The following is a 19,184-nucleotide window of genomic DNA, read 5'->3' as shown; positions in this document are numbered from 1 at the left end:
AGGAGAGCTAGCCGTGCTGCTCACGTTGGTCGCTGTCTACCTGCTGATCACCATCGCCATTGGCCTGTATGCGGCCCGGCGCGTCAAGAACACCACCGACTTCGCAATCGCCGGGCGGCATCTGCCGCTGTACATGATCGTGACGACGACATTCGCGACTTGGTTCGGCTCGGAAACGGTGCTCGGCATTCCGGCCAAGTTCATCGAGGGCGGGCTGCACGGCGTGATCGAAGACCCGTTCGGCGCGGGCACTTGCCTCATCCTTGTCGGGCTCTTCTTTGCCGGCAAGCTCTACCGGATGACGTTGCTGACGATCAGCGACTACTACCGGGAGCGCTACGGCCGCATCGTCGAGGTGGCGTGCTCTCTCATCATCATGCTGAGTTATCTGGGTTGGGTGTCCGCTCAGGTCACCGCGCTGGGGCTGGTGTTCAATGTGCTGTCGGCCGGTGCCATCAGCATCCCGATCGGCATGACGATAGGCGTGGTGTCGATCCTGGCTTACACGCTCTTCGGTGGCATGTGGGCGGTCGCGGTGACCGACTTCATCCAGATGATCATCCTGGTGCTCGGCCTGGCCGTGATAGCGGTGTTCGCGGGCAACATGGCAGGCGGTGCCGGCAAGGTCATCGACTTCGCGACCAGCAAGGACCTCTTCAAGTTCTGGCCCGAGCCGAGCTTCAAGGACATGATTTTCTTCTTTGCTGCGGCCATCACGATGATGCTGGGCTCCATCCCTCAGCAGGATGTGTTCCAGCGCGTGATGTCGGCCAACAGCGTCAAATCGGCAACGCGCGGGCCGATCATCGGTGGGGTGGCGTACATCCTCTTCGCCTTCGTGCCGATGTTCCTCGTAGCCAGCGCGCTTTTGATCATGCCGGAGGAGGCGGCGCAGTTGCTCAAGGACGATCCGCAGAAGGTGCTGCCGACGCTGGTGCTCGAAAAGATGCCGTTCGTGATGCAGGTGCTGTTTTTTGGTGCATTGCTGTCGGCCATCAAATCGACCGCCTCCGCGACGCTGCTGGCCCCGAGCGTGACTTTTACCGAGAACATCTGGCGGCAGTTTCGCCCGGCCGGCAACGACAAATCGAATCTCAAAACGATGCGCGTGACCGTGCTGGTATTCAGCGCTGCCGTGCTGGCCTATGCGATCCGGATGCAGGGCACCCCAATCTATGAATTGGTTTCCGGCGCGTACCAGGTGCCATTGGTGGGCGCCTTCGTGCCGTTGGTGTGCGGGCTGTACTGGCGGCGCGCGACCACGCAGGGCGCCATTGCTTCGATCGTTCTGGGCATCGGCTTTTGGCTATTGTTTCTGGCGATGCCTTGGGGAGCCGTCTTCCCGGCGCAACTGGCGGGCCTCGTAGCCTCGTTTGTTGGGATCGTGGGCGGCTCGCTCGCACCCCAGTGGGTCGGCAACACGCACACTCCGCATCGTCCGCTGGCGACCGAGCAAGCCTGAACGTCAGTAGGGGAGCGCCCTTATAATCGAGGGCTTTGCAAGCGGCGTTCTGCCGCATTTTTGCTTGCCCCTACATGCCCATCTACGCCTATAAGTGCAGTTCCTGCGGCTTCGCCAAAGACTCACTGCAAAAAATGTCCGACGCACCGCTCACGGTGTGTCCGAGCTGCGGCAAGAGCACGTTCGAGAAGCAGGTGACCGCGGCAGGCTTTCAGCTCAAGGGCTCGGGCTGGTACGTGACCGACTTCCGCGAGGGTGGAGGCAAGAAGCCGGCAGACAAATCAGACAAGCCCGGCGACACGCCGGATCAGAAGTCGGATGCCAAGTCGGCCGAACCTGCCAGCGGCAGCGCCGACGCACCGGCTGCAAGCCCCGCAGCGCCGGCCGCTTCGCCCGCGCCCGCCGTGGCCAGCACGCCTGCCGCCGCGCCGCCTTCGCCAAAGCCAGCAGCCAAGGGCGACTGAGACTTTTCATGCACGCGATTCGCAAATGGCTCCTGTCAGGCTTGCTGGTCATCGTGCCGCTGGTCATTACGCTGGGCGTGCTGAACTGGATCATCGGCACGCTCGACCAGACGTTGTGGCTGCTGCCCGACGACTGGCAAAAGTGGCTGTTCGACCACAAGGTGCGCGGTCTGGGCGTGCTGCTTACGCTGGCCATCCTGCTGGCAGTGGGCGCGGTCGCCAGCAATTTCGTCGGCAAGCGGTTGCTGGGATGGGGCGACGCGGTAGTGCGGCGCATTCCGGTCGTGCGGTCTATTTATTCGAGCGTGAAGCAGGTGTCCGACACGCTGTTCTCCGAGAACGGCAATGCGTTTCGTACGGCCGTGCTGGTGCAATGGCCGCGTGAGGGTCTCTGGACCATCGCTTTCGTGACGGGCACGCCGGGTGCCGATGTGCTCGAACACATGGGTGGCGGGGACTACCTCGGAGTCTATGTGCCGACCACGCCCAACCCGACAGGTGGCTACTTCGTGATGCTCAAGCGAAGCGATTGCATTGAATTGAAGATGAGCGTGGACGACGCGCTCAAGTACATCGTGTCGATGGGGGTGGTCGTTCCAGGCGGTCCTTCCACGGTGGCGATCAAGCAGTAAACAAGACAAGACGCGCCCCGCGGGCGCCGGAAATCATCATGCTCATGCGTTCTGAATATTGCGGTCTGGTGACCGAGGCCCGATTGGGTGAAACCGTCAGCCTTTGCGGTTGGGTCAATCGTCGGCGCGACCATGGCGGCGTTATCTTCATCGATCTGCGCGACCGCGAAGGCTACGTGCAGGTGGTGTGCGATCCCGACCGTGCCGGGCAGTTCGCTATTGCCGAAGACTTGCGCAATGAGTTCTGCGTGCAGGTCAAGGGCCTGGTGCGAGCACGGCCTGAAGGCACGGTCAACGACACGCTCAAGAGCGGCAAGATCGAAGTGCTGTGCCATGAAATCAAGGTGCTCAACCCGTCCGTGACCCCGCCGTTCACACTGGACGACGACAACCTGAGCGAGACCACACGCCTCACGCACCGCGTGCTCGACCTGCGCCGCCCCGCGATGCAGCGCAACATGATGCTGCGCTACAAGGTGACGATGGAGGCGCGCAAGTTCCTCGATGCCAACGGCTTCATCGACATCGAAACGCCGATGCTCGGCAAGTCGACGCCCGAAGGCGCGCGCGACTACCTGGTGCCGAGTCGTGTGCACGACGGCAGCTTCTTCGCGCTGCCGCAGTCGCCGCAGCTCTTCAAGCAGCTCCTGATGGTGGCCGGCTACGACCGTTACTACCAGATCGTCAAATGCTTCCGCGACGAAGACCTGCGCGCCGACCGCCAGCCGGAGTTCACGCAGATCGACATTGAAACCTCGTTCATGGCGGAAGAAGAAATCCGCGAGATGTTCGAAAAGATGATTCGGCAGGTGTTTCGCTCGGCGGCCGCCATCGATTTGCCCGTGTTCCCGACGATGACGTACTCGGACGCCATGTTCAAGTACGGTTCCGACAAGCCCGACCTGCGCGTCAAGCTCGAGTTCACCGAGCTGACCGAACTCATGAAGCGCGTCGACTTCAAGGTGTTCTCGAACGCCGCGACGATGGAAGGCGGCCGCGTCGTTGCCCTGCGCGTCAAGGGTGGCGGCGGTGAAGGCGGCATGCCGCGCAGCGAGATCGATGCGTACACAGAGTTCGTCAAGATCTACGGCGCCAAGGGCCTGGCGTACATCAAGGTGAACGATGCAGCGGCCGGCCGTGAAGGCCTGCAAAGCCCGATCGTGAAGAACCTCGACGACGCCACTCTGGCCGAGATCATCGCGCGCACCGGCGCCCGCAACGGCGACATCCTGTTCTTCGGCGCAGACAAGGAAAAGGTCGTGAACGACGCGATCGGCGCGTTGCGCGTGAAGATCGGCCATAGCGCTTTCGGCAAGAAGGCCGGCCTGTTCGACGACCGCTGGGCGCCGCTCTGGGTGATCGACTTTCCAATGTTCGAATTCGACGAAGAAGGTCAGCGCTGGTCGGCCGTGCATCACCCGTTCACCGCGCCCAAGGACGGTCATGAAGACCTGATGGACACGGCACCGGAGAAGTGCATCGCCAAGGCCTACGACATGGTGCTCAACGGCATCGAGATGGGGGGCGGCTCGGTGCGTATCCATCGGGAGGAAGTTCAAAGCAAGGTGTTCCGCGCGCTCAAGATCAACGCCGAAGACGCGCAGCACAAGTTCGGCTTCCTGCTCGACGCGCTGCAATACGGCGCGCCGCCGCACGGCGGCATCGCCATTGGTCTCGACCGCCTGGTGATGCTCATGACGGGCGCCGAATCGATCCGCGACGTCATCGCTTTTCCCAAGACCCAGCGCGCGCAGGACTTGCTCACGCAGGCGCCGAGCCCGGTCGACGAAAAGCAACTGCGCGAGCTGCACATCAAGCTGCGTAACGTCCAGGAAGCCTGACGGCATCGGGAGGCACGATGACCGAACGTGCCTGGAAAATCCCCGAGTCGGTGTTGGTAGTGATCTATACGTCTGCACTCGACGTACTACTTCTCAGACGCGCCGACGCCGATGAGTTCTGGCAGTCGGTTACCGGCAGCAAAGATGCACTTAACGAGCCGTTGGCATTGACCGCCGCACGCGAAGTCGGAGAAGAAACCGGTATCGAGTGCGGCGAAGGCAGCGCGTTGGCATCGCAACTGGTCGACTGGCGGGTACAAAACGTGTACGAAATCTATTCGCAGTGGCTTGGCCGATACGCGCCAGGCACGAGGCACAACACCGAACACCTGTTCAGCTTGCGCGTGCCCGAGAGGTTGGTGCCTAGGCTCGCACCGCGCGAGCACACCGCTTGGAAATGGCTGCCTTACCGGGATGCGGCCGACGCCTGCTTTTCGCCGTCCAACGCCGAAGCTATTCTGTTACTGCCACAATTTGCTCAATGACCGGTTCGAGTTCGACATTGCGTGTGGCCACCTACAACATCCACAAAGGTGTGCAAGGGATTGGCCCCGCGCGTCGTCTGGAAATCCACAACTTGGGGCACGCCATCGAGCAGCTCGACGCCGACATCGTCTGCCTGCAGGAAGTGCGCAAGATGAACCGGCAGGCGGCAGCGCGCTTCAGCCAGTGGCCCGAATTGCCTCAAGCAGATTTTTTGGCGCCCGAGGGATATACGGCGGTCTACGAAACCAATGCGGTGACACGGCACGGCGAACACGGCAATGCGTTGCTCACGCGTTGGCCGGTACTGCGCCAGGGCCACCAGGATATTTCAGACCACCGCTTCGAGCAGCGCGGCTTGCTGCATGTAGTCATCGACATCAACAACCGGCCGGTGCATGCCATCGTGGTTCACCTGGGCCTGATAAAGGGCAGCCGCGTGCGGCAGATCGTGCGACTGCGAGAGTTCATCGAGCGCGAGATTTCGCCCGACGAAGCCGTCATCGTGGCGGGCGACTTCAACGACTGGGGCGCGCGCATGCGCGTCGCAATGAATGCGATGGGCCTGCGTGACGTGCACGGCACGCGCACGCTGACCTACCCATCGCGATTGCCCGTCGCGCAGCTCGATTTTATTTATGGGCGCCATATCGAGCCGGTCGAATGCTCTGCCCCGCGCGGTCCCATCTGGTCGCGCATGTCGGATCACCTGCCCTTGGTGACCGATTTTTTGCTTTGATTGATAGGATTCCAGCATGTTGAAGAAAGCTGATACCGCACAGGGCGCCGACCGCGGCGATGACGACGAAGGCACGCCCGTGTCGGTCAAGATTCGTGAGCGGCTGACCACGGCGCGCAAGCGCTTCAACGCCAACGACAACATCGCCGACTTCATCGAGCCGGGGGAAATAGCGGCGTTGCTCGACGAGGTCGAGGTCAAGATGAAGGGCGTGCTCGAAAGCCTGGTGATCGATGTCGAGCACGATCACAACACCGACAACACAGCGCGGCGCGTTGCCAAGATGTACCTCAACGAGGTGTTCGCCGGCCGCTATGTTCCGCCGCCCAAGCTCACCGAGTTCCCCAATGCCGAGCACTTGAACGAACTGATGATCGTCGGCCCGATTACGGTGCGCAGCGCATGTTCGCACCACTTCTGTCCGATCATCGGCAAGCTCTGGATCGGCATCATGCCGAACGAGCACACCAACGTGATCGGGTTGTCCAAGTACGCACGGCTTGCGGAATGGGTGATGGGTCGTCCTCAGATCCAGGAAGAGGCCGTGGTGCAACTTGCCGACCTCATTCAGGAGAAGACGCAGCCCGATGGCCTCGCCCTCGTCATGGAAGCAGAGCACTTCTGCATGGCATGGCGCGGCGTGAAGGAAATGGACAGCAAGATGATCAACTCCGTCATGCGCGGCGTGTTTCTTAAAGACCCCAACCTGCGCCGCGAATTCCTTTCACTTCTGCCGCGAAAGGGCTGAATGATGCTGGTCCGACTTCTCTATGCAAGCCGCGCGGTCGACACAAGCGCGGCAGCCATCGAATCCATCCTCGGCCCCTCGCGCGCGCACAACACCGCGTGTGGCATTACCGGCATTCTTTGCTATGGGCAAGGCATCTTCTTGCAGGCGATCGAAGGCGGACGCACTGCCATCAGCGAGCTGTACGGGCACATTCAGAAAGATCCCCGTCACAAGGACGTGCTCCTGTTGCATTTCGAGGAAATCACCGAGCGCCGCTTCGGCGGCTGGACGATGGGCCAGGTCAATCTGTCGCGGCTCAACTCTTCCACGCTGCTCAAGTATTCCGAAAAGCCCGAACTCAATCCGTACGCAGTGTCAGGCAAGGTGTCGATGGCCTTGCTGGAGGAGTTGATGGCGGGTGCGGCGATCGTCGGTCGGCACTGACCTGTGGTCTGACGCCGGCTTGAATACGGCGGCCGGTTCAGTGTTCACGCTAGCTTCTGCTCCGGCGCATTCGATCGCAGGCTCGTCGTCATGCTTCTCTTAGGCTGCGACTTTTCTAGCGCGCCAACCTCGCGCAAGCCGATCGTCGTCGCGATCGGCATTCTGGACGGCAGCCATGTCGTCCTCGGCCGCTTCGAACATTTCGCTTCGCTCGATCAATGGGCCAATTGGCTCCATGCGACGCCTGAATGGATCGGAGGATTCGATCTGCCGTTCGGGTTGCCGCGCGAACTGGTCGAGCAACTCGGCTGGCCCGTTGAGTGGGCGGCCTTGATGGCGCACTATGCTGCGCTGACCCGTGCAGACATTCGGCTCGCGTTCTCTGCGTTCTGCGCAGCGCGCCCGGTGGGCGGCAAGTTCGCGCACCGCGCTACCGATGGTCCGGCGGGTTCGAGTCCATCGATGAAGTGGGTCAATCCGCCAGTGGCTTTCATGCTGCACGCGGGCGTTCCGCGACTCATCGCTGCGGGCGCTGCATTCCCGGGCTTGCAGGCTAGACGCGACGAGTCCCGGCGCATCGCCTTGGAGGCATATCCCGGGATGCTGGCGCGTGAACTGATCGGGCGCCGTAGCTACAAGAGCGACGATGTCAAAAAGCAGACGCCCGAACGTGCTGTCGCACGCGCCGACTTGCTGTCTGCTTTGGAGCAGGGAGCAACGCGGCTCGGCCTCGCGCTTAAATTGAGCGACACGCAGCGTGCCCTGCTCCTTGCCGATGCGCGTGGCGACCGCATCGATGCCGCACTGTGTCTGGTGCAAGCAGCGTGGGCGCTTGTGCGAAAAAACGAGCCACCGGTCGGGTTCGGTTTGCCCTCCGGCATCGATCCGCTTGAAGGGTGGATCCTTACGGCGTGAGCTTCGTTGTCCTACGTCGGTATGCGACCTGCGACCCCACCGGCAAACACTCTGCGCAACTAGATTTGCGTCAGTGGTTCTTATTTCTGAGCCACGTGTTCATCCACTTATTTGGAAGGAAAACGTCATGAACAAGGATCAAGTTGAAGGTCGTCTGGATCAAGCCAAGGGCAAGGTCAAGGAAGTCGCTGGCAAGGTCGTGGGCAACGAAAAGCTCCAAGGCGAAGGCTTGGGCGACCAAGCTTCCGGTAAGGTGCAAAGCACGTACGGCGATGTCAAGGAAAAGACAAAAGACGCCATCAAGTCGGGTGCTGACAAGCTCTGACTTCGACGGAACCGCGCCGTGCGCAGGTGCCCGCCAACTTGCGAGCATTTGCGGGCAAATACACGCGATGGACCAAGCGTCGCAATCGGCAGGAGCCTCTCTATGAACGAAACGATTCGCACCTTTCCGCGGCAAATGGCCGCGTTTGTCGCTATCGCGATCGCAGGGGCGGCAGCGCTTTCGGCCTGTGACAGCGGCAACAACCGAACAGTAGGCGAGAAGGTCGACGCGGGCATTGCCAAGACCGAGCAGGCGGCAGAAACGGCGGCGGCGAAGACCAAGGAAATGATAGCGGACCCCAAGCTCAAGGCTGATATCAAGGATGCGGGAATTGCAATCTCCGCCAAGGTCGACGATGCGGCGATCACCGCCGCTGTTTCTGCCGGCCTTGCGAAAGACCCTGACCTGAGCGCGATCAAGATAAGCGTCACTACCACTGCCGGCGTGGTCAACCTCAAAGGCCCGGCGCCTAACGCTGAGGCCAAGTCACGCGCCGAAGACATCGCCAAGAACGTACACGGGGTGACTTCTGTCAGGAACCAGCTGGAAGTCCGAGCCTGAAGTGTGTCGACTTCGGGCAAGAATTAAAAAGCCCGGTCACCCGGGCTTTTTAATTCTTGTGTGCAACATGTCTGGCGCAGGAATGAACTGCGCCTGCAATCACCTGTTCGCGGATTTAGATGCTTCTTCCGGAACGCGGTTTTGCATCAATGTATTCACGACATCGGCAATGTCGGATGTCTTCATGACAGCCGCAATGACCGCAGTCACCGAGAGCAGCCGCCAAGGCTTGGCCAACACCAGCACTGCACCGGCTGCAGTGGCAATTGCGACCAGCTTGAAGGGTTGCTGACGCGCGTAATGCTCCAGCAGTGGCTGGGCAAGCTGTCCCACGGTATTTGCGGGATGGCGGCGCCACCAGCGTTGGCCAACACGCTTGGCCATCGAAGTCCATGCGAAGCGATCGAGCAACCCTGGGCGATCGCCTTTGCCGACGTACGCTTCATTCTCATAGTTGGTGTTGCCGTCGCCGTCCCCAACGCTCTCGCTTACCGAAGGCTCCGGTCGTCCGCCTTGCAGCTGGTGGACCAGCGCTCTGCGAGACAGTGCAAGGCGCTCTTGCGCGGTCAACGCGAAAGATGACGAAGAGGATGCACTAGCGGCCACGGCGCTCTCCAGCTGCGTGAAGAGCACTCATGTCTGCACCGAGTTGCTCGCGGAAGTCGTCGAACGGGTGCAACGCAGAAGGCCGCGCCGCCAGGTAGGCAGATATAGCCGCCACGAACACTGCAACTCCCGGAACAATCACCAGCACCCAATTGAACGAACCATGCAGCACGCCGAGCATGACAGCAATGCCGATCAGGCCAAGCGCCAGCAGGGCGCTGACGATGGCCAGCACGCTGGCGATGATCCGGTGAAAGACACCGCGCCCTGCAGCCGCAGTTTCTTCTTTCAGAAGAGCGGCGTAATTGGCAATGTGGTCGGCGACCAGTTCCGGGTGCCCGAGCACCGTTGAAAAAATGGGATGAAGCATGTCGTGCGTTGGGCGAGAGCAAGCCTGGCTTCAGAGACTAGTAGTCGTCCCGACGGCGGCTTGCGAGCACAATCAATGCGGTGATGGCCGCACCGGCCGCTGCTGCGACAAGCACCGAACGAACCGGCTGGTCGGAGATGTACCGACCGGTGACATCGGCGGCCTTTTCAATGTTGCGTTGCGCACGTGCGCTGGTGCTCGATGCCGCGTCGAGACCGCGCTGAACGGCTTGCTGAACACGTGCCGCCAACTGTTCGACACTGGGTTCGAAGTCGCGCTTCATGTCACGTACTTTTTCACCCGCAGCATTCACTGCGTTTTGTGCGTAGGCACGGGTACTGTCGATGGCGTCGTTGGCCGTTTGGCGTGCATCGTCGGCCAGTTGCGATGCGGTCTTAGAAGCGGTGGTATTCATTGTCGAATTTCCTTTCAGTGAGTGTGACAGCGTAGCGGACGGAGGTAATCTTCGATCAGAGGCCTTTTCCGTAAGGATCCGAACTCCGGCGGTGAATTGAAACCTTTCAGGCGTTCACCCTTTGCGAGAGCGCCCGATGAAGAAGCTGATCAGGGTAAGCACCGCGAAGATAAAGAAGAGTATCTTGGCGATGCCAACGGCGCCGGCAGCGATGCCACCAAAGCCAAACACCGCGGCAATCAGCGCGATGACCAGAAAGACAACTGTGTAGTGCAGCATGACGGGCTCCTTGGAATACCTCCGTCCACCTGCTGAACGGATGCTTTACACAATAAGTGGCGCTACTCAAAACCCCTGTCAGCAGCGGCGGTCGCAGGGCGTAGGAGAGTGACGAATCGGTCAATCCGGTGAAGGAGCTTTGGTCGCGGGCAGCATGGCACTCACCAGAGTCCCTTGTCCATCCGTCGACGTGATGCTCAGCTTGCCGTGTGCTGCTTCCACGCGATGACGCATGCCGGCGAGTCCGTGCGTTGCCGGGCGTACCTTGCGCGGATCGAAGCCCTTGCCGTTGTCTCGAACTTCGGCAATCACATGGTTTTCGTAGTTTTTCAGAACGATCGTCGCCTCGTTGGCCTCCGCGTACTTGCCGATGTTGGTCAGGCTCTCCTGGACCATGCGATAGATGGTGAGCTGAAGCCCCTCGTCCAGCACCACTGGCTCCAGCGCCATCTCGACTCGGATGCCCGAGCGGTCGGCAAATTCGCGACCCAGAATCTCCAGCGATGCAACGAGACCCAGGTTCGACAGCGATGATGGCCGCAAGTCTTCGATGATGCGGCGCTTGAGCGCGATGCCGCTGTTGAGCAGGTCGGTCAGGTGCTGCAATCGCTGCGCCGCGTCGGCCGAATCCGCCAGCTTCGACTTCAGCCGCGCCACGTCCAGCTTGGCTGCGGTCAGCAGCGAGCCGAGTTCATCGTGCAGCTCGCGGGCGAGATAGCCCCGCTCGTTTTCACGGACGTCCTGCAGGTGGGTTGCTAACTCGGCGAGCATGGCCGTGCGGTCGCGCACTTCATCTTCCAGCACGTTGCGTTCTCGCTGCAAGGCTTCTTGCTGGCGCTTGCCGGCCGACTGGAGTGCATGACTCTGCCGCAAGTACAGGTAGAAGGCGACCAGGGCCGCAAGTGCGACGACCGCGATGCCGATGCGTGCCAGCTTCAGGGCTTCGGCGATCTGTGCCTGCCCCTTGAACAGCGCTTCGTTGCTGACGGCCACCAACTGGTCGGCCTGTGTGCGGATGGCGTTCATCTCTTCGCGGCCAACGTCTGTCGTCATCACGAACTTCCATGCGTCTTCAGCGCCTGACTTTCGCAGACGTACGCTCATGTCCATTTCCGCTTGCTTGCGCGCTACGTGGTTTGCCAGCAACGTCAGGCGTGCGAGTTCGGCGGGATGGTCGGCGTAGAGCGTGCCGAGCATAGCGAGCTGCCCGTCGATCTGTTTGGCCGAGACGTCGTAGGGCTCCCGATAGCGTTCTTCGCCGGTCAGCAGATAGCCCCGCTGGCCCGTTTCTGCATCCAGGATGGTCTGCATCAGCCCGTTGAGCACGAGGCGCACCTGCTGCGCGGCGCCGATTTCTGCCAGCGCGCGGTTCGATTGACGAAAGCCGACTTCATTGATGCCGACCAGCGCAAGGGCGGCCAGTGTGGCCAGGGTCAGGCCGAGGGCCATCTTCGGGAACGCTAACCAACGCATGAACTCTCAGGATGCTCCGTGTTCAATTTCGGGAATAATCTGTGGATCAGGGACCGGACAGTCAGCAGTGCATCGACCTGCGATGCAACGTAGAAAGTAACAGATGATCAAGATCGGGATTGTGGACGACCACGCCATCGTGCGCTCGGGCCTGCGCCAGTTTTTCTCCGAACATGTCGACTTGCGCGTAGCAGGAGAAGCGGCGAGCGGTCGAGAGGCCATCGAACTGGTGCGCACCACTGAACTCGATGTTCTCGTGATGGACTTGTCCATGCCGGGTCAAAGCGGAATCGACGCTCTTGCAATGATTCGCGCCAAGGCGCCCGACGTCGGAATCCTGATTCTGAGCGGATACCCTGAAGAGCACTACGCGATGAACCTGATTCGCCAAGGCGCGAGCGGTTACCTCAACAAGGAATGCGATCCGATCGAAATCGTGAACGCGATTCGCACCGTCTCGATGGGCCGCCGCTACATCACGCCGGCCGTGGCCGAGCTGCTGGCGCGTCAGCTCGACCGGAAGGACGACGCAGCGCCGCATGAGCAATTGTCGGAGCGCGAATTTCAGGTGTTCCTGAAATTGGCCAAGGGCGAAACCGCCGGCGACATTGCCAAGACATTGTCGCTGTCGGTCAAGACTGTCAGCACCTACCGCACGCGCTTGATGGAAAAGATGAACCTGTCGTCTAACAGCGATTTGACCTATTACGCATTGAAGAACAAGTTGATCGACTGATCCGGCCTGCTAAACCCTGCACGCCAGCGCGTGCAGAGCGTAGGCAATGCCGCACGCCTTATGCGGCCCGGCACCGACCTTCTTCCGGCCAACAGCCCGGTAATCTCGACGGATGAATGCAAGCGCTACGAGCCCGTCTTCTCGCCCGACGCAGCGCCCGCTCGCGCTCAAAGTGCTGGCAGTGGTCGTCGCGCTGCTCCTCATACTGGTTCTGGTTGTCGTATTCTTTCCGTGGGATGTGCTTCGCGGACCGATCAACCGGTACGTAAGCGAAAAAACCGGCCGCAAGTTCGAGATCACTAGGCACCTCGATGTGGGGATCGGCCTTCGTGGCGCGACAGTAAAGTTCGACGGCATCGAATTCGCAAATCCCTCCTGGGCGCGCGATCCTTACCTGGTGAAGGCGGACCGAGCCGAGTTCGATATCCGGCTTTGGCCGCTGCTCGCCAAGAAGGTGATGATCCCCCGTTTGTCGCTGACCTTACCCGTCCTCGGGTTACAGATGGAGCAGGACGGAAGACGTACTTGGGCGCTCGGCAAAGACACCTCGGACACCAGCACCACGCCGACGATCGGACTGCTCCAGGTCGATGGCGGCGCAGTTGACTTTCTCGCCAAACACCTGGGTGTCGACTTGCATGTCGACTTCAATTTCGACACCAGTCGCGGCGAGATGCCGCTCGACTACAAGGTCAAGGGCACCTACCAAAAGCAGCCGTTGACCGCTGTCGGCCGGACCGGCAACGTCTTGCAATTGAAAGCCGCCGGTGCGCCGCCGTTTCCGCTGGAGATCAAGGCGACCGCAGGTCACACCACCCTGAGCGTGCACGGCACGGCTGCCGAGTTGTCAACGCTGGAAGGCATCGACGCCAAGTTCGACATCAAGGGCCAGAACCTCGGCGACCTGTTCCCGTTGCTCGGCATCGCATTGCCGCAAACCTCGCCTTACGCACTCGGCGGCGAGCTTCGCAAGAACGGCAAGCTCTGGAGCGTGGCGGCCATGAAAGGCAAGCTGGGCTTGTCCGACATCGGCGGCGATATGAAATTCGACCAGGGTCAAAAGCTACCCTACCTTTCGGGTAGCTTGCGCTCGCGTGTCATGGACATGGACGATCTCGGCCCGTTGATCGGCCTACCGCCGACAGAGCGGTCTGCCAACGCGGTAGAAGGCGTTGCGCCTCCGCCCACGATTTCGCAAGTCAAGAAGGCCCAACGCGATCCGGGTACCCGCGTGCTGCCGACCGCGACGCTCGACTTCGAGCGACTGCGCGCCATGAACGCCGACGTCTCCTACGTGGCTGATCGCATCACCAACGTGCGACAGGTGCCGCTGGACCGGGGCAGCGTGAAGGTGAAGTTGGCCGACGGCGTGTTGACGCTCGATCCGCTCGACCTCGGCGTGGCCAGCGGCAGGATCGGCGGTGCGATTCGCATCGACGCGGCAAAGAATCCTGCCGACATCCGCGCGTCGCTCGATGTGCGGGGTATGCAGCTCAACCGGTTGATCCCGAAGGTCGAAACCTTGAAGACCAGCTTCGGCAAACTCGATGGGCGAGTGAATCTGTCGGGTCAGGGCAACTCGGTCGCATCGTGGCTTGCGACCTCGTCGGGCGATATCGCAGCCATCACTGGTAAGGGCCAGTTCAGCAATTTGCTACTCGAATTTCTGGGACTGGACGGTGGCGAGATCATCAAGTTCCTGCTGCGTGGAGACCACAATGTGACGCTGCGATGTGGCGCAGTCGCACTCAACGTCGACAAGGGCTTGATGAGTACACGTACCATCGTCTTCGACACCGATGACACCGTCTTTAACGCGACGGGCAATGCGAGCTTTGCCAACGAGTCTCTGGACTTCGTGATCAAGCCTCAGCCCAAAGACATGAGCATCCTGTCATTGCGTACGCCGTTGACGATCAAGGGTACGTTCGGCTCACCCAAGCCATTTATCGAAGTGGCGCCACTCGCGGGTCGCGGCCTGGTGGCCCTGGCGCTGGGCGCGATCAACCCGTTGCTCGCGCTGGCCGCCACGATCGAAACCGGACCAGGTCAGGATGCCGATTGCCAGGGCGTGCTGGCGGATGCGCAAAAGCCGGGTGCGGGTGCTGCCGCCAGCGGCGCCGCCAAGGCAAAGACTGCCAAGACCGCTGTTCCGTAAACAGGTAGCCGAGCACCGATGCATCGGTAGCGCGACGACAGCCGTCTATTTATCCGCGGCTCGCGCAGACGGGGCAATTCGGATCGCGCGCCACCTTCACTTGGTCGAAGGTCGTCGCCAGGCCATCGAACATCAGCAGCCGGCCCGCCAGGGAAGTGCCTATGCCTGCCAGTAGCTTCAATGCCTCGTGCGCCTGCAAGGTGCCAATTGTGCCGACGACGGGGGCGAAGACGCCCAGCACGCTGCACTGCGTTTCTTCGACCTCGGCATCTGGCGGGAACACGCAGGCATAGCAGGGCGACTGATCGTTGCGGAGGTCATATACGCCAAGCTGTCCGTCGAATCGAATGGCTGCACCGGCCACTAGCGGCCGGAGATGCATGACGCAGGCGCGATTGACGGCATGACGGGTGGCGAAATTGTCCGAGCAATCGACGATCAGATTCGATACAGCGACCAGCCGGTCCAGCAGGCCAACGTCCGCCCGCTCGCCGATCGTTTCGATCTTGATATCTGGGTTGATCGCACGCATCGCTGCTGCAGCGGAGTCGACCTTGCGCTGTCCGACGCGCGCGGTCGTGTGCGCGATTTGACGCTGCAAGTTGGTGAGGTCCACCGTGTCATCATCGATCAGGGTGATGTGGCCGACCCCCGCCGCGGCGAGGTAAAGCGCGACAGGGGAGCCAAGTCCGCCGACGCCGACTACCAGAACACGCGCTGCAGTGAGTCGCGCCTGGCCGTCGATATCGAGTTCTTCCAGAAGCAGGTGCCGGGAATACCGAAGCAAAGCTCGGTCATCCTCGCTGTTACCCCTGGTGTTTCCCCGGCTGTTTGCCTCATCGTCATCCATGGAAAAACAGACTCGCTCAGTTCAATCGCTCAATTTTCTTTCTTCTCTTCCTTGCGCTCGACCTGCGTATTGCTCACTACCACCGGGTTGCCTTTGAGCTTGGCCAGCGCCTGCACCAGAGCGAAGTCCTTGTCGGTGCCGAACTCAGGCACCTTGCGATCTTGCGGCGGCTTCTTGGCTTCCTCTTCGAGGCGCTTGCGCGCGTCATCGCGGGCCTTTTCGCGTTCCGGGTCTTTGACCTCCGCGCCCTGACCGCTGGAAAGATGCTTTTCGAGATCGGCTTCGCGCATACGCAGCGCGGCGAACGGGCTCCCCTCGGCGCTCTCGTCGACCAGCACGTTTGGCACGATGCCCTTGGCCTGGATCGAGGTGCCACTCGGCGTGTAGTAACGCGCCGTCGTGATCTTCAAGCCGGTGTCGGGACCCAGCGGACGCACGGTCTGCACCGAGCCCTTGCCGAAGGTCTGGCTGCCCATGACGGTACCGCGCTTATGGTCTTGCAGCGCGCCAGCCACGATCTCGCTGGCGGACGCAGAGCCTTCATTGACCAGCACCACCAGTGGCACGGTCTTGAGGCCTGCGGGCAGGCCCTTCAACGGATCGCTGCCGGCACGGCGCTGATAGAACTCGGGAGACGCCTTGTAGACCGACTTGCTTTCAGCCAGTTGACCGTCGGTCGTCACCACCGTCACGTTCTCCGGCAAGAAGGCAGCAGAGATGGCGACGGCCGCATCCAGCAAGCCGCCCGGATCGTTGCGCAGATCGAGCACCATGCCCTTCAGGTTGGGCTCCTGCTTGTAGATTTCTTCGACCTTCTTCACGAAGTCGTCGACAGTTCGTTCCTGGAACTGCGACAGGCGAATCCATGCGTAGCCGGGTTCCATGACCTTGCCGCGAACCGACTGCGTGCGGATTTCTTCGCGCGTGATGGTCACGGGAAAAGTGCGGTTCTCGTCCTTGCGAAAGATCGTGAGCAGCACCTTGGTGCCCGACTCGCCACGCATGCGTTTGACCGAGTCGTTGAGGCTCAGGCCGCGCACCGCTGTGTCGTCGATCTTGGTGATCAGATCGTTCGGCTTGAGGCCCGCGCGGAAGGCCGGTGAGCCCTCGATCGGAGATACGACTTTGATGAGCCCGTCTTCCTGAGAAATCTCGATGCCGACGCCGACGAAGCGGCCGGTCGTGCCTTCGCGAAATTCCTTGAAGGACTTCTTGTCGAAGTACTGCGAGTGCGGGTCGAGCCCGGCGACCATGCCGGAAATTGCATCGGAGATGAGCTTCTTTTCGTCGATCGGCTCGACGTAATCGCTTTTCACCATGCCGAAAACGGCCGCGAGTTGTTGCAGTTCTTCGAGTGGCAACGGGGCGAGGGAGCCCCGTGCGACCGTCTGCAAAGAGACGGTGGTCAACACGCCAGCAACGGCGCCGGCGGCGATCCAGCCGGTGATCTTCAGTTTCTGGCCCATTTGAGAGTGTCCTTGTGGCTCAAAACAATATACACAGCTTGGAAGCAATTTGCCTGCCGGGGTTCCCCAGCCTTGGCACAAACAGTCACCGTATCGACAAGCGGCATGCGCTCCTGCGTCAACGGTGGCTTCAGCCCTTGCCTTGCGATGCAACAGCGGCCGCAGCTTTGGCTGCCGCGTCTGCATCGCCGAGGTAGTAGTGTCGCAGCGGTTTTAAATCGTCGTCGAGTTCATAGACGAGCGGAATGCCGTTCGGAATATTGAGACCGACGATATCCGAATCGGAAATGCCATCTAGGTACTTGACCAACGCTCGGATCGAGTTGCCGTGCGCTGCGACGACGAGGCGACGACCGGAGCGGATGGCCGGTGCCATCGACTCGTTCCAGAACGGCAAAACGCGCGCCACCGTGTCCTTCAGGCATTCGGTCAACGGAATCTGCTCTGCCGCCAGCTTGGCATAGCGCACGTCGCCGCGTTCGCTGCGTGGGTCGGTCGGCTCCAGCGGCGGCGGCGGCGTGTCGTAGCTGCGGCGCCAGACCAGCACCTGCTCGTCACCGTATTTCTTGGCCGTCTCGGCCTTGTTCAACCCTTGCAGGCCGCCGTAATGGCGCTCGTTGAGACGCCATGAATGCACCACCGGCAGCCAGGTGCGATCGAGTTCGTCCAGCGTGTGCCAGAGCGTGCGCGTGGCGCGCTTCAGCACGCTGGTGTAGGCCACGTCGAACTCATAGCCTTCGGCCTTGAGCAGGCGCCCGGCCTGCTTGGCCTGGTCGACACCGGTCGGCGTCAGGTCGACGTCGGTCCAGCCGGTGAAGCGGTTTTCGAGATTCCAGGTCGATTCGCCATGGCGAATCAGTACCAGCTTGTGCATTTGGGGCCTTTGGCGACGCTTACGAAACATGCCATTCTAAAATCGGCGGTTTGCCATTCAAGGACTACCGTGAAATTCATCATCGACAATTGGGTGCTCATCCTGATTGCGCTCAGTTCGGGCGCGATGCTCGCATGGCCGCTGATTCGCGGCGGCGCAGGCGGCTCGCTCACAGCGCAGGGCGCCGTGCAACTTATCAACCGCGAGCGTGCAGTGGTCGTCGATGTGCGCGAGCCCGATGAGTACGCTGCCGGCCACGTGACCAACTCGCGCAACGTGCCGTTCGACCAGTTGGAGGCCAAGTTGTCGAACACGGTCAAGAACAAGTCGCTGCCGGTCTTGCTGATGTGCGCGACGGGTGCCCGCGCCGGCCGCGCGCTGGCCATCGCCAAGAAACTGGGTTACGAGCAGGCCCAAGTGGTGGGCGGCGGTCTAAAGGGCTGGAAAGACGCTAACCTGCCCATAGAAAAGGCCTGAGCGCCTCGCCACTGACATGCCTCCCACGGCCCCAGAACTGGATGACCATGCAACCCGTAAAGATGTACACCACCGCCGTTTGCCCCTACTGCATTCGCGCCAAGCAAATTTTGAAAGCCAAGGGCGTAGAGCAGATCGAAGAGATCCGCATCGACAGCGACCCGGCCGCACGCGCCGCGATGATGGAAGTGACACAGCGCCGCACCGTGCCGCAAATCTTCATCGGCGACACGCACGTCGGTGGTTGCGACGAGCTGATGGCACTCGACAGCCGCGGCGGCCTGGTGCCCTTGCTTCAAGGGACGCAGAGCGCGTCCGCCTGATTCCCTGAGTTTGGCGCGGCGATAATCTCCGGCTACCCTCCATTAGCCCGCTGCGGAAATATCTCTCCGGCGGGCATTGTTTTGATCCTCGAAAGTTAGCCATGGCAGACACCCTCGATCCCGTGTTCCAGATTCAACGCGTCTACCTCAAGGACCTGTCGCTCGAGCAGCCGAACTCGCCCGGCATCCTTCTGGAGCAAGAGCAGCCGACCGTCGACATCCAGCTCGGCGTCGATGCCCAGCCGGTGACCGAAGGCATCTACGAGATCACCGTGTCGGCCACCGTGCAGACCAAGATCCAGGACAAGACCGTGTTTCTGGTCGAAGCCAAGCAAGCCGGCATCTTCGAGATCCGTAACCTGCCCGAAGACCAGATGGGTCCGATTCTAGGCATCGCTTGCCCGCAAATCGTCTACCCGTACCTGCGCGGCAACGTCGCCGACGTGATCCAGCGCGGCGGCTTCCCGCCGGTGCACCTGGCCGAGATCAACTTCCAGGCGATGTACGAGCAGCAGCAGGCGCAGGCCGCCGGTCAGCCGTCGGCGATCACGACGCAATAAG

General features: G+C 61.2%; 24 protein-coding genes. 16 read left to right on the top strand and 8 right to left on the bottom strand.

The annotated features are described in order from the left end of the window. Positions 1 to 13 precede the first annotated feature (13 nt). The 11 genes from QN397_RS01620 to QN397_RS01570 all read left to right on the top strand — a co-directional run bounded on the left by QN397_RS01620 (position 14) and on the right by QN397_RS01570 (position 8,596). A complete protein-coding gene (locus QN397_RS01620; RefSeq protein WP_323499897.1) occupies positions 14 to 1,462 on the top strand; it encodes a sodium:solute symporter family protein in 1,449 nt (482 codons plus the stop codon). Between the two features lie 74 nt (positions 1,463 to 1,536). Next, positions 1,537 to 1,926 (top strand): FmdB family zinc ribbon protein, encoded by a 390-nt coding sequence (locus QN397_RS01615; RefSeq protein ID WP_323499896.1) that lies wholly within the window; start codon positions 1,537 to 1,539, stop codon positions 1,924 to 1,926. An 8-nt stretch (positions 1,927 to 1,934) separates the two neighbouring features. Then, on the top strand, positions 1,935 to 2,558 hold the full coding sequence (locus tag QN397_RS01610; RefSeq protein WP_187054608.1) for a DUF502 domain-containing protein: 624 nt from the start codon (positions 1,935 to 1,937) through the stop codon (positions 2,556 to 2,558). A 38-nt stretch (positions 2,559 to 2,596) separates the two neighbouring features. Further along, positions 2,597 to 4,399: an aspartate--tRNA ligase gene (aspS, locus tag QN397_RS01605; protein ID WP_323499895.1), complete on the top strand. Its 1,803-nt coding sequence runs from the start codon at positions 2,597 to 2,599 to the stop codon at positions 4,397 to 4,399. A gap of 17 nt (positions 4,400 to 4,416) precedes the next feature. Further along, positions 4,417 to 4,884 (top strand): dihydroneopterin triphosphate diphosphatase, encoded by a 468-nt coding sequence (nudB, locus tag QN397_RS01600; protein WP_323495501.1) that lies wholly within the window; start codon positions 4,417 to 4,419, stop codon positions 4,882 to 4,884. Continuing rightward, positions 4,881 to 5,621, top strand: a complete 741-nt coding sequence (locus tag QN397_RS01595; protein WP_323499894.1) for an endonuclease/exonuclease/phosphatase family protein — start codon at positions 4,881 to 4,883, stop codon at positions 5,619 to 5,621. The genes nudB and QN397_RS01595 overlap by 4 nt, the downstream gene beginning before the upstream one ends. A 16-nt stretch (positions 5,622 to 5,637) precedes the next feature. Further along, a complete protein-coding gene (folE, locus tag QN397_RS01590) occupies positions 5,638 to 6,369 on the top strand; it encodes a GTP cyclohydrolase I (RefSeq protein ID WP_323499893.1) in 732 nt (243 codons plus the stop codon). 3 nt (positions 6,370 to 6,372) lie between these two features. Next, positions 6,373 to 6,795, top strand: a complete 423-nt coding sequence (locus tag QN397_RS01585; RefSeq protein WP_187054902.1) for a BLUF domain-containing protein — start codon at positions 6,373 to 6,375, stop codon at positions 6,793 to 6,795. A gap of 90 nt (positions 6,796 to 6,885) precedes the next feature. Continuing rightward, a complete protein-coding gene (locus QN397_RS01580; protein ID WP_323495498.1) occupies positions 6,886 to 7,710 on the top strand; it encodes a DUF429 domain-containing protein in 825 nt (274 codons plus the stop codon). Between the two features lie 127 nt (positions 7,711 to 7,837). Then, positions 7,838 to 8,035, top strand: coding sequence for a CsbD family protein (locus tag QN397_RS01575; protein ID WP_323495497.1), 198 nt, complete (start codon positions 7,838 to 7,840; stop codon positions 8,033 to 8,035). 102 nt (positions 8,036 to 8,137) lie between these two features. Then, a complete protein-coding gene (locus tag QN397_RS01570) occupies positions 8,138 to 8,596 on the top strand; it encodes a BON domain-containing protein (RefSeq protein ID WP_323495496.1) in 459 nt (152 codons plus the stop codon). A 99-nt stretch (positions 8,597 to 8,695) separates the two neighbouring features. Here QN397_RS01570 and QN397_RS01565 read toward each other — a convergent pair whose 3' ends face one another. From QN397_RS01565 to QN397_RS01545, 5 genes are all read right to left on the bottom strand, one after another. Next, on the bottom strand, positions 8,696 to 9,202 hold the full coding sequence (locus QN397_RS01565) for a hypothetical protein (protein ID WP_323499892.1): 507 nt from the start codon (positions 9,200 to 9,202) through the stop codon (positions 8,696 to 8,698). Further along, complete coding sequence (locus QN397_RS01560) at positions 9,192 to 9,572, bottom strand: hypothetical protein (protein ID WP_323495493.1); 381 nt, start codon at positions 9,570 to 9,572, stop codon at positions 9,192 to 9,194. The genes QN397_RS01565 and QN397_RS01560 overlap by 11 nt, the downstream gene beginning before the upstream one ends. A gap of 37 nt (positions 9,573 to 9,609) precedes the next feature. Next, positions 9,610 to 9,987: a hypothetical protein gene (locus tag QN397_RS01555; RefSeq protein ID WP_187054618.1), complete on the bottom strand. Its 378-nt coding sequence runs from the start codon at positions 9,985 to 9,987 to the stop codon at positions 9,610 to 9,612. Between the two features lie 114 nt (positions 9,988 to 10,101). Then, a complete protein-coding gene (locus tag QN397_RS01550; protein WP_323495492.1) occupies positions 10,102 to 10,266 on the bottom strand; it encodes a DUF1328 domain-containing protein in 165 nt (54 codons plus the stop codon). Between the two features lie 120 nt (positions 10,267 to 10,386). Further along, positions 10,387 to 11,739 (bottom strand): CHASE3 domain-containing protein, encoded by a 1,353-nt coding sequence (locus QN397_RS01545; RefSeq protein WP_323495491.1) that lies wholly within the window; start codon positions 11,737 to 11,739, stop codon positions 10,387 to 10,389. 103 nt (positions 11,740 to 11,842) lie between these two features. On the opposite strand from QN397_RS01545, the gene QN397_RS01540 reads away from it, so the two are divergent. Both QN397_RS01540 and QN397_RS01535 read left to right on the top strand, forming a co-directional pair. After that, entirely contained in the window at positions 11,843 to 12,475 is a 633-nt protein-coding gene (locus QN397_RS01540) for a response regulator transcription factor (protein WP_187054620.1), read from the top strand. A 112-nt stretch (positions 12,476 to 12,587) separates the two neighbouring features. Continuing rightward, positions 12,588 to 14,633, top strand: a complete 2,046-nt coding sequence (locus QN397_RS01535; RefSeq protein WP_323495490.1) for an AsmA family protein — start codon at positions 12,588 to 12,590, stop codon at positions 14,631 to 14,633. A 49-nt stretch (positions 14,634 to 14,682) separates the two neighbouring features. Here QN397_RS01535 and QN397_RS01530 read toward each other — a convergent pair whose 3' ends face one another. From QN397_RS01530 to gpmA, 3 genes are all read right to left on the bottom strand, one after another. Beyond that, positions 14,683 to 15,483: a molybdopterin-synthase adenylyltransferase MoeB gene (locus tag QN397_RS01530; protein ID WP_323495489.1), complete on the bottom strand. Its 801-nt coding sequence runs from the start codon at positions 15,481 to 15,483 to the stop codon at positions 14,683 to 14,685. 29 nt (positions 15,484 to 15,512) lie between these two features. After that, positions 15,513 to 16,949, bottom strand: coding sequence for a S41 family peptidase (locus QN397_RS01525; protein ID WP_323495488.1), 1,437 nt, complete (start codon positions 16,947 to 16,949; stop codon positions 15,513 to 15,515). A 130-nt stretch (positions 16,950 to 17,079) separates the two neighbouring features. Beyond that, positions 17,080 to 17,823, bottom strand: coding sequence for a 2,3-diphosphoglycerate-dependent phosphoglycerate mutase (gpmA, locus tag QN397_RS01520; RefSeq protein ID WP_187054624.1), 744 nt, complete (start codon positions 17,821 to 17,823; stop codon positions 17,080 to 17,082). 69 nt (positions 17,824 to 17,892) lie between these two features. On the opposite strand from gpmA, the gene QN397_RS01515 reads away from it, so the two are divergent. From QN397_RS01515 to secB, 3 genes are all read left to right on the top strand, one after another. Then, positions 17,893 to 18,300 carry a rhodanese-like domain-containing protein gene (locus QN397_RS01515; protein WP_187054625.1) on the top strand — a complete coding sequence of 136 codons (408 nt, stop codon included), beginning with the start codon at positions 17,893 to 17,895 and terminating at the stop codon, positions 18,298 to 18,300. 47 nt (positions 18,301 to 18,347) lie between these two features. After that, positions 18,348 to 18,623, top strand: coding sequence for a glutaredoxin 3 (gene grxC / locus QN397_RS01510; RefSeq protein ID WP_323495487.1), 276 nt, complete (start codon positions 18,348 to 18,350; stop codon positions 18,621 to 18,623). Positions 18,624 to 18,724: 101 nt separating this feature from the next. After that, positions 18,725 to 19,183: a protein-export chaperone SecB gene (gene secB / locus QN397_RS01505; RefSeq protein ID WP_323495486.1), complete on the top strand. Its 459-nt coding sequence runs from the start codon at positions 18,725 to 18,727 to the stop codon at positions 19,181 to 19,183. Position 19,184 lies beyond the last annotated feature (1 nt).

It is taken from the genome of Variovorax sp. RTB1 (assembly GCF_035018765.1).
GTDB lineage: Bacteria > Pseudomonadota > Gammaproteobacteria > Burkholderiales > Burkholderiaceae_C > Variovorax.
The sequence above is the reverse complement of the archived record's forward strand: the minus strand, read 5'-3'. Positions and strand labels throughout refer to the sequence as shown.

What these genes read in the sequence shown, in the direction of transcription:
- QN397_RS01615 (WP_323499896.1), top strand. Translation starts at nt 1,537, where the DNA reads ATGCCCATCTACGCCTATAAGTGCAGTTCCTGCGGCTTCGCCAAAGAC.
- QN397_RS01610 (WP_187054608.1), top strand. Translation starts at nt 1,935, where the DNA reads ATGCACGCGATTCGCAAATGGCTCCTGTCAGGCTTGCTGGTCATCGTG.
- aspS (WP_323499895.1), top strand. Translation starts at nt 2,597, where the DNA reads ATGCTCATGCGTTCTGAATATTGCGGTCTGGTGACCGAGGCCCGATTG.
- nudB (WP_323495501.1), top strand. Translation starts at nt 4,417, where the DNA reads ATGACCGAACGTGCCTGGAAAATCCCCGAGTCGGTGTTGGTAGTGATC.
- QN397_RS01595 (WP_323499894.1), top strand. Translation starts at nt 4,881, where the DNA reads ATGACCGGTTCGAGTTCGACATTGCGTGTGGCCACCTACAACATCCAC.
- folE (WP_323499893.1), top strand. Translation starts at nt 5,638, where the DNA reads ATGTTGAAGAAAGCTGATACCGCACAGGGCGCCGACCGCGGCGATGAC.
- QN397_RS01585 (WP_187054902.1), top strand. Translation starts at nt 6,373, where the DNA reads ATGCTGGTCCGACTTCTCTATGCAAGCCGCGCGGTCGACACAAGCGCG.
- QN397_RS01580 (WP_323495498.1), top strand. Translation starts at nt 6,886, where the DNA reads ATGCTTCTCTTAGGCTGCGACTTTTCTAGCGCGCCAACCTCGCGCAAG.
- QN397_RS01575 (WP_323495497.1), top strand. Translation starts at nt 7,838, where the DNA reads ATGAACAAGGATCAAGTTGAAGGTCGTCTGGATCAAGCCAAGGGCAAG.
- QN397_RS01570 (WP_323495496.1), top strand. Translation starts at nt 8,138, where the DNA reads ATGAACGAAACGATTCGCACCTTTCCGCGGCAAATGGCCGCGTTTGTC.
- QN397_RS01560 (WP_323495493.1), bottom strand. Translation starts at nt 9,572, where the DNA reads ATGCTTCATCCCATTTTTTCAACGGTGCTCGGGCACCCGGAACTGGTC.
- QN397_RS01555 (WP_187054618.1), bottom strand. Translation starts at nt 9,987, where the DNA reads ATGAATACCACCGCTTCTAAGACCGCATCGCAACTGGCCGACGATGCA.
- QN397_RS01550 (WP_323495492.1), bottom strand. Translation starts at nt 10,266, where the DNA reads ATGCTGCACTACACAGTTGTCTTTCTGGTCATCGCGCTGATTGCCGCG.
- QN397_RS01545 (WP_323495491.1), bottom strand. Translation starts at nt 11,739, where the DNA reads ATGCGTTGGTTAGCGTTCCCGAAGATGGCCCTCGGCCTGACCCTGGCC.
- QN397_RS01540 (WP_187054620.1), top strand. Translation starts at nt 11,843, where the DNA reads ATGATCAAGATCGGGATTGTGGACGACCACGCCATCGTGCGCTCGGGC.
- QN397_RS01535 (WP_323495490.1), top strand. Translation starts at nt 12,588, where the DNA reads ATGAATGCAAGCGCTACGAGCCCGTCTTCTCGCCCGACGCAGCGCCCG.
- QN397_RS01530 (WP_323495489.1), bottom strand. Translation starts at nt 15,483, where the DNA reads ATGGATGACGATGAGGCAAACAGCCGGGGAAACACCAGGGGTAACAGC.
- QN397_RS01525 (WP_323495488.1), bottom strand. Translation starts at nt 16,949, where the DNA reads ATGGGCCAGAAACTGAAGATCACCGGCTGGATCGCCGCCGGCGCCGTT.
- gpmA (WP_187054624.1), bottom strand. Translation starts at nt 17,823, where the DNA reads ATGCACAAGCTGGTACTGATTCGCCATGGCGAATCGACCTGGAATCTC.
- grxC (WP_323495487.1), top strand. Translation starts at nt 18,348, where the DNA reads ATGCAACCCGTAAAGATGTACACCACCGCCGTTTGCCCCTACTGCATT.
- secB (WP_323495486.1), top strand. Translation starts at nt 18,725, where the DNA reads ATGGCAGACACCCTCGATCCCGTGTTCCAGATTCAACGCGTCTACCTC.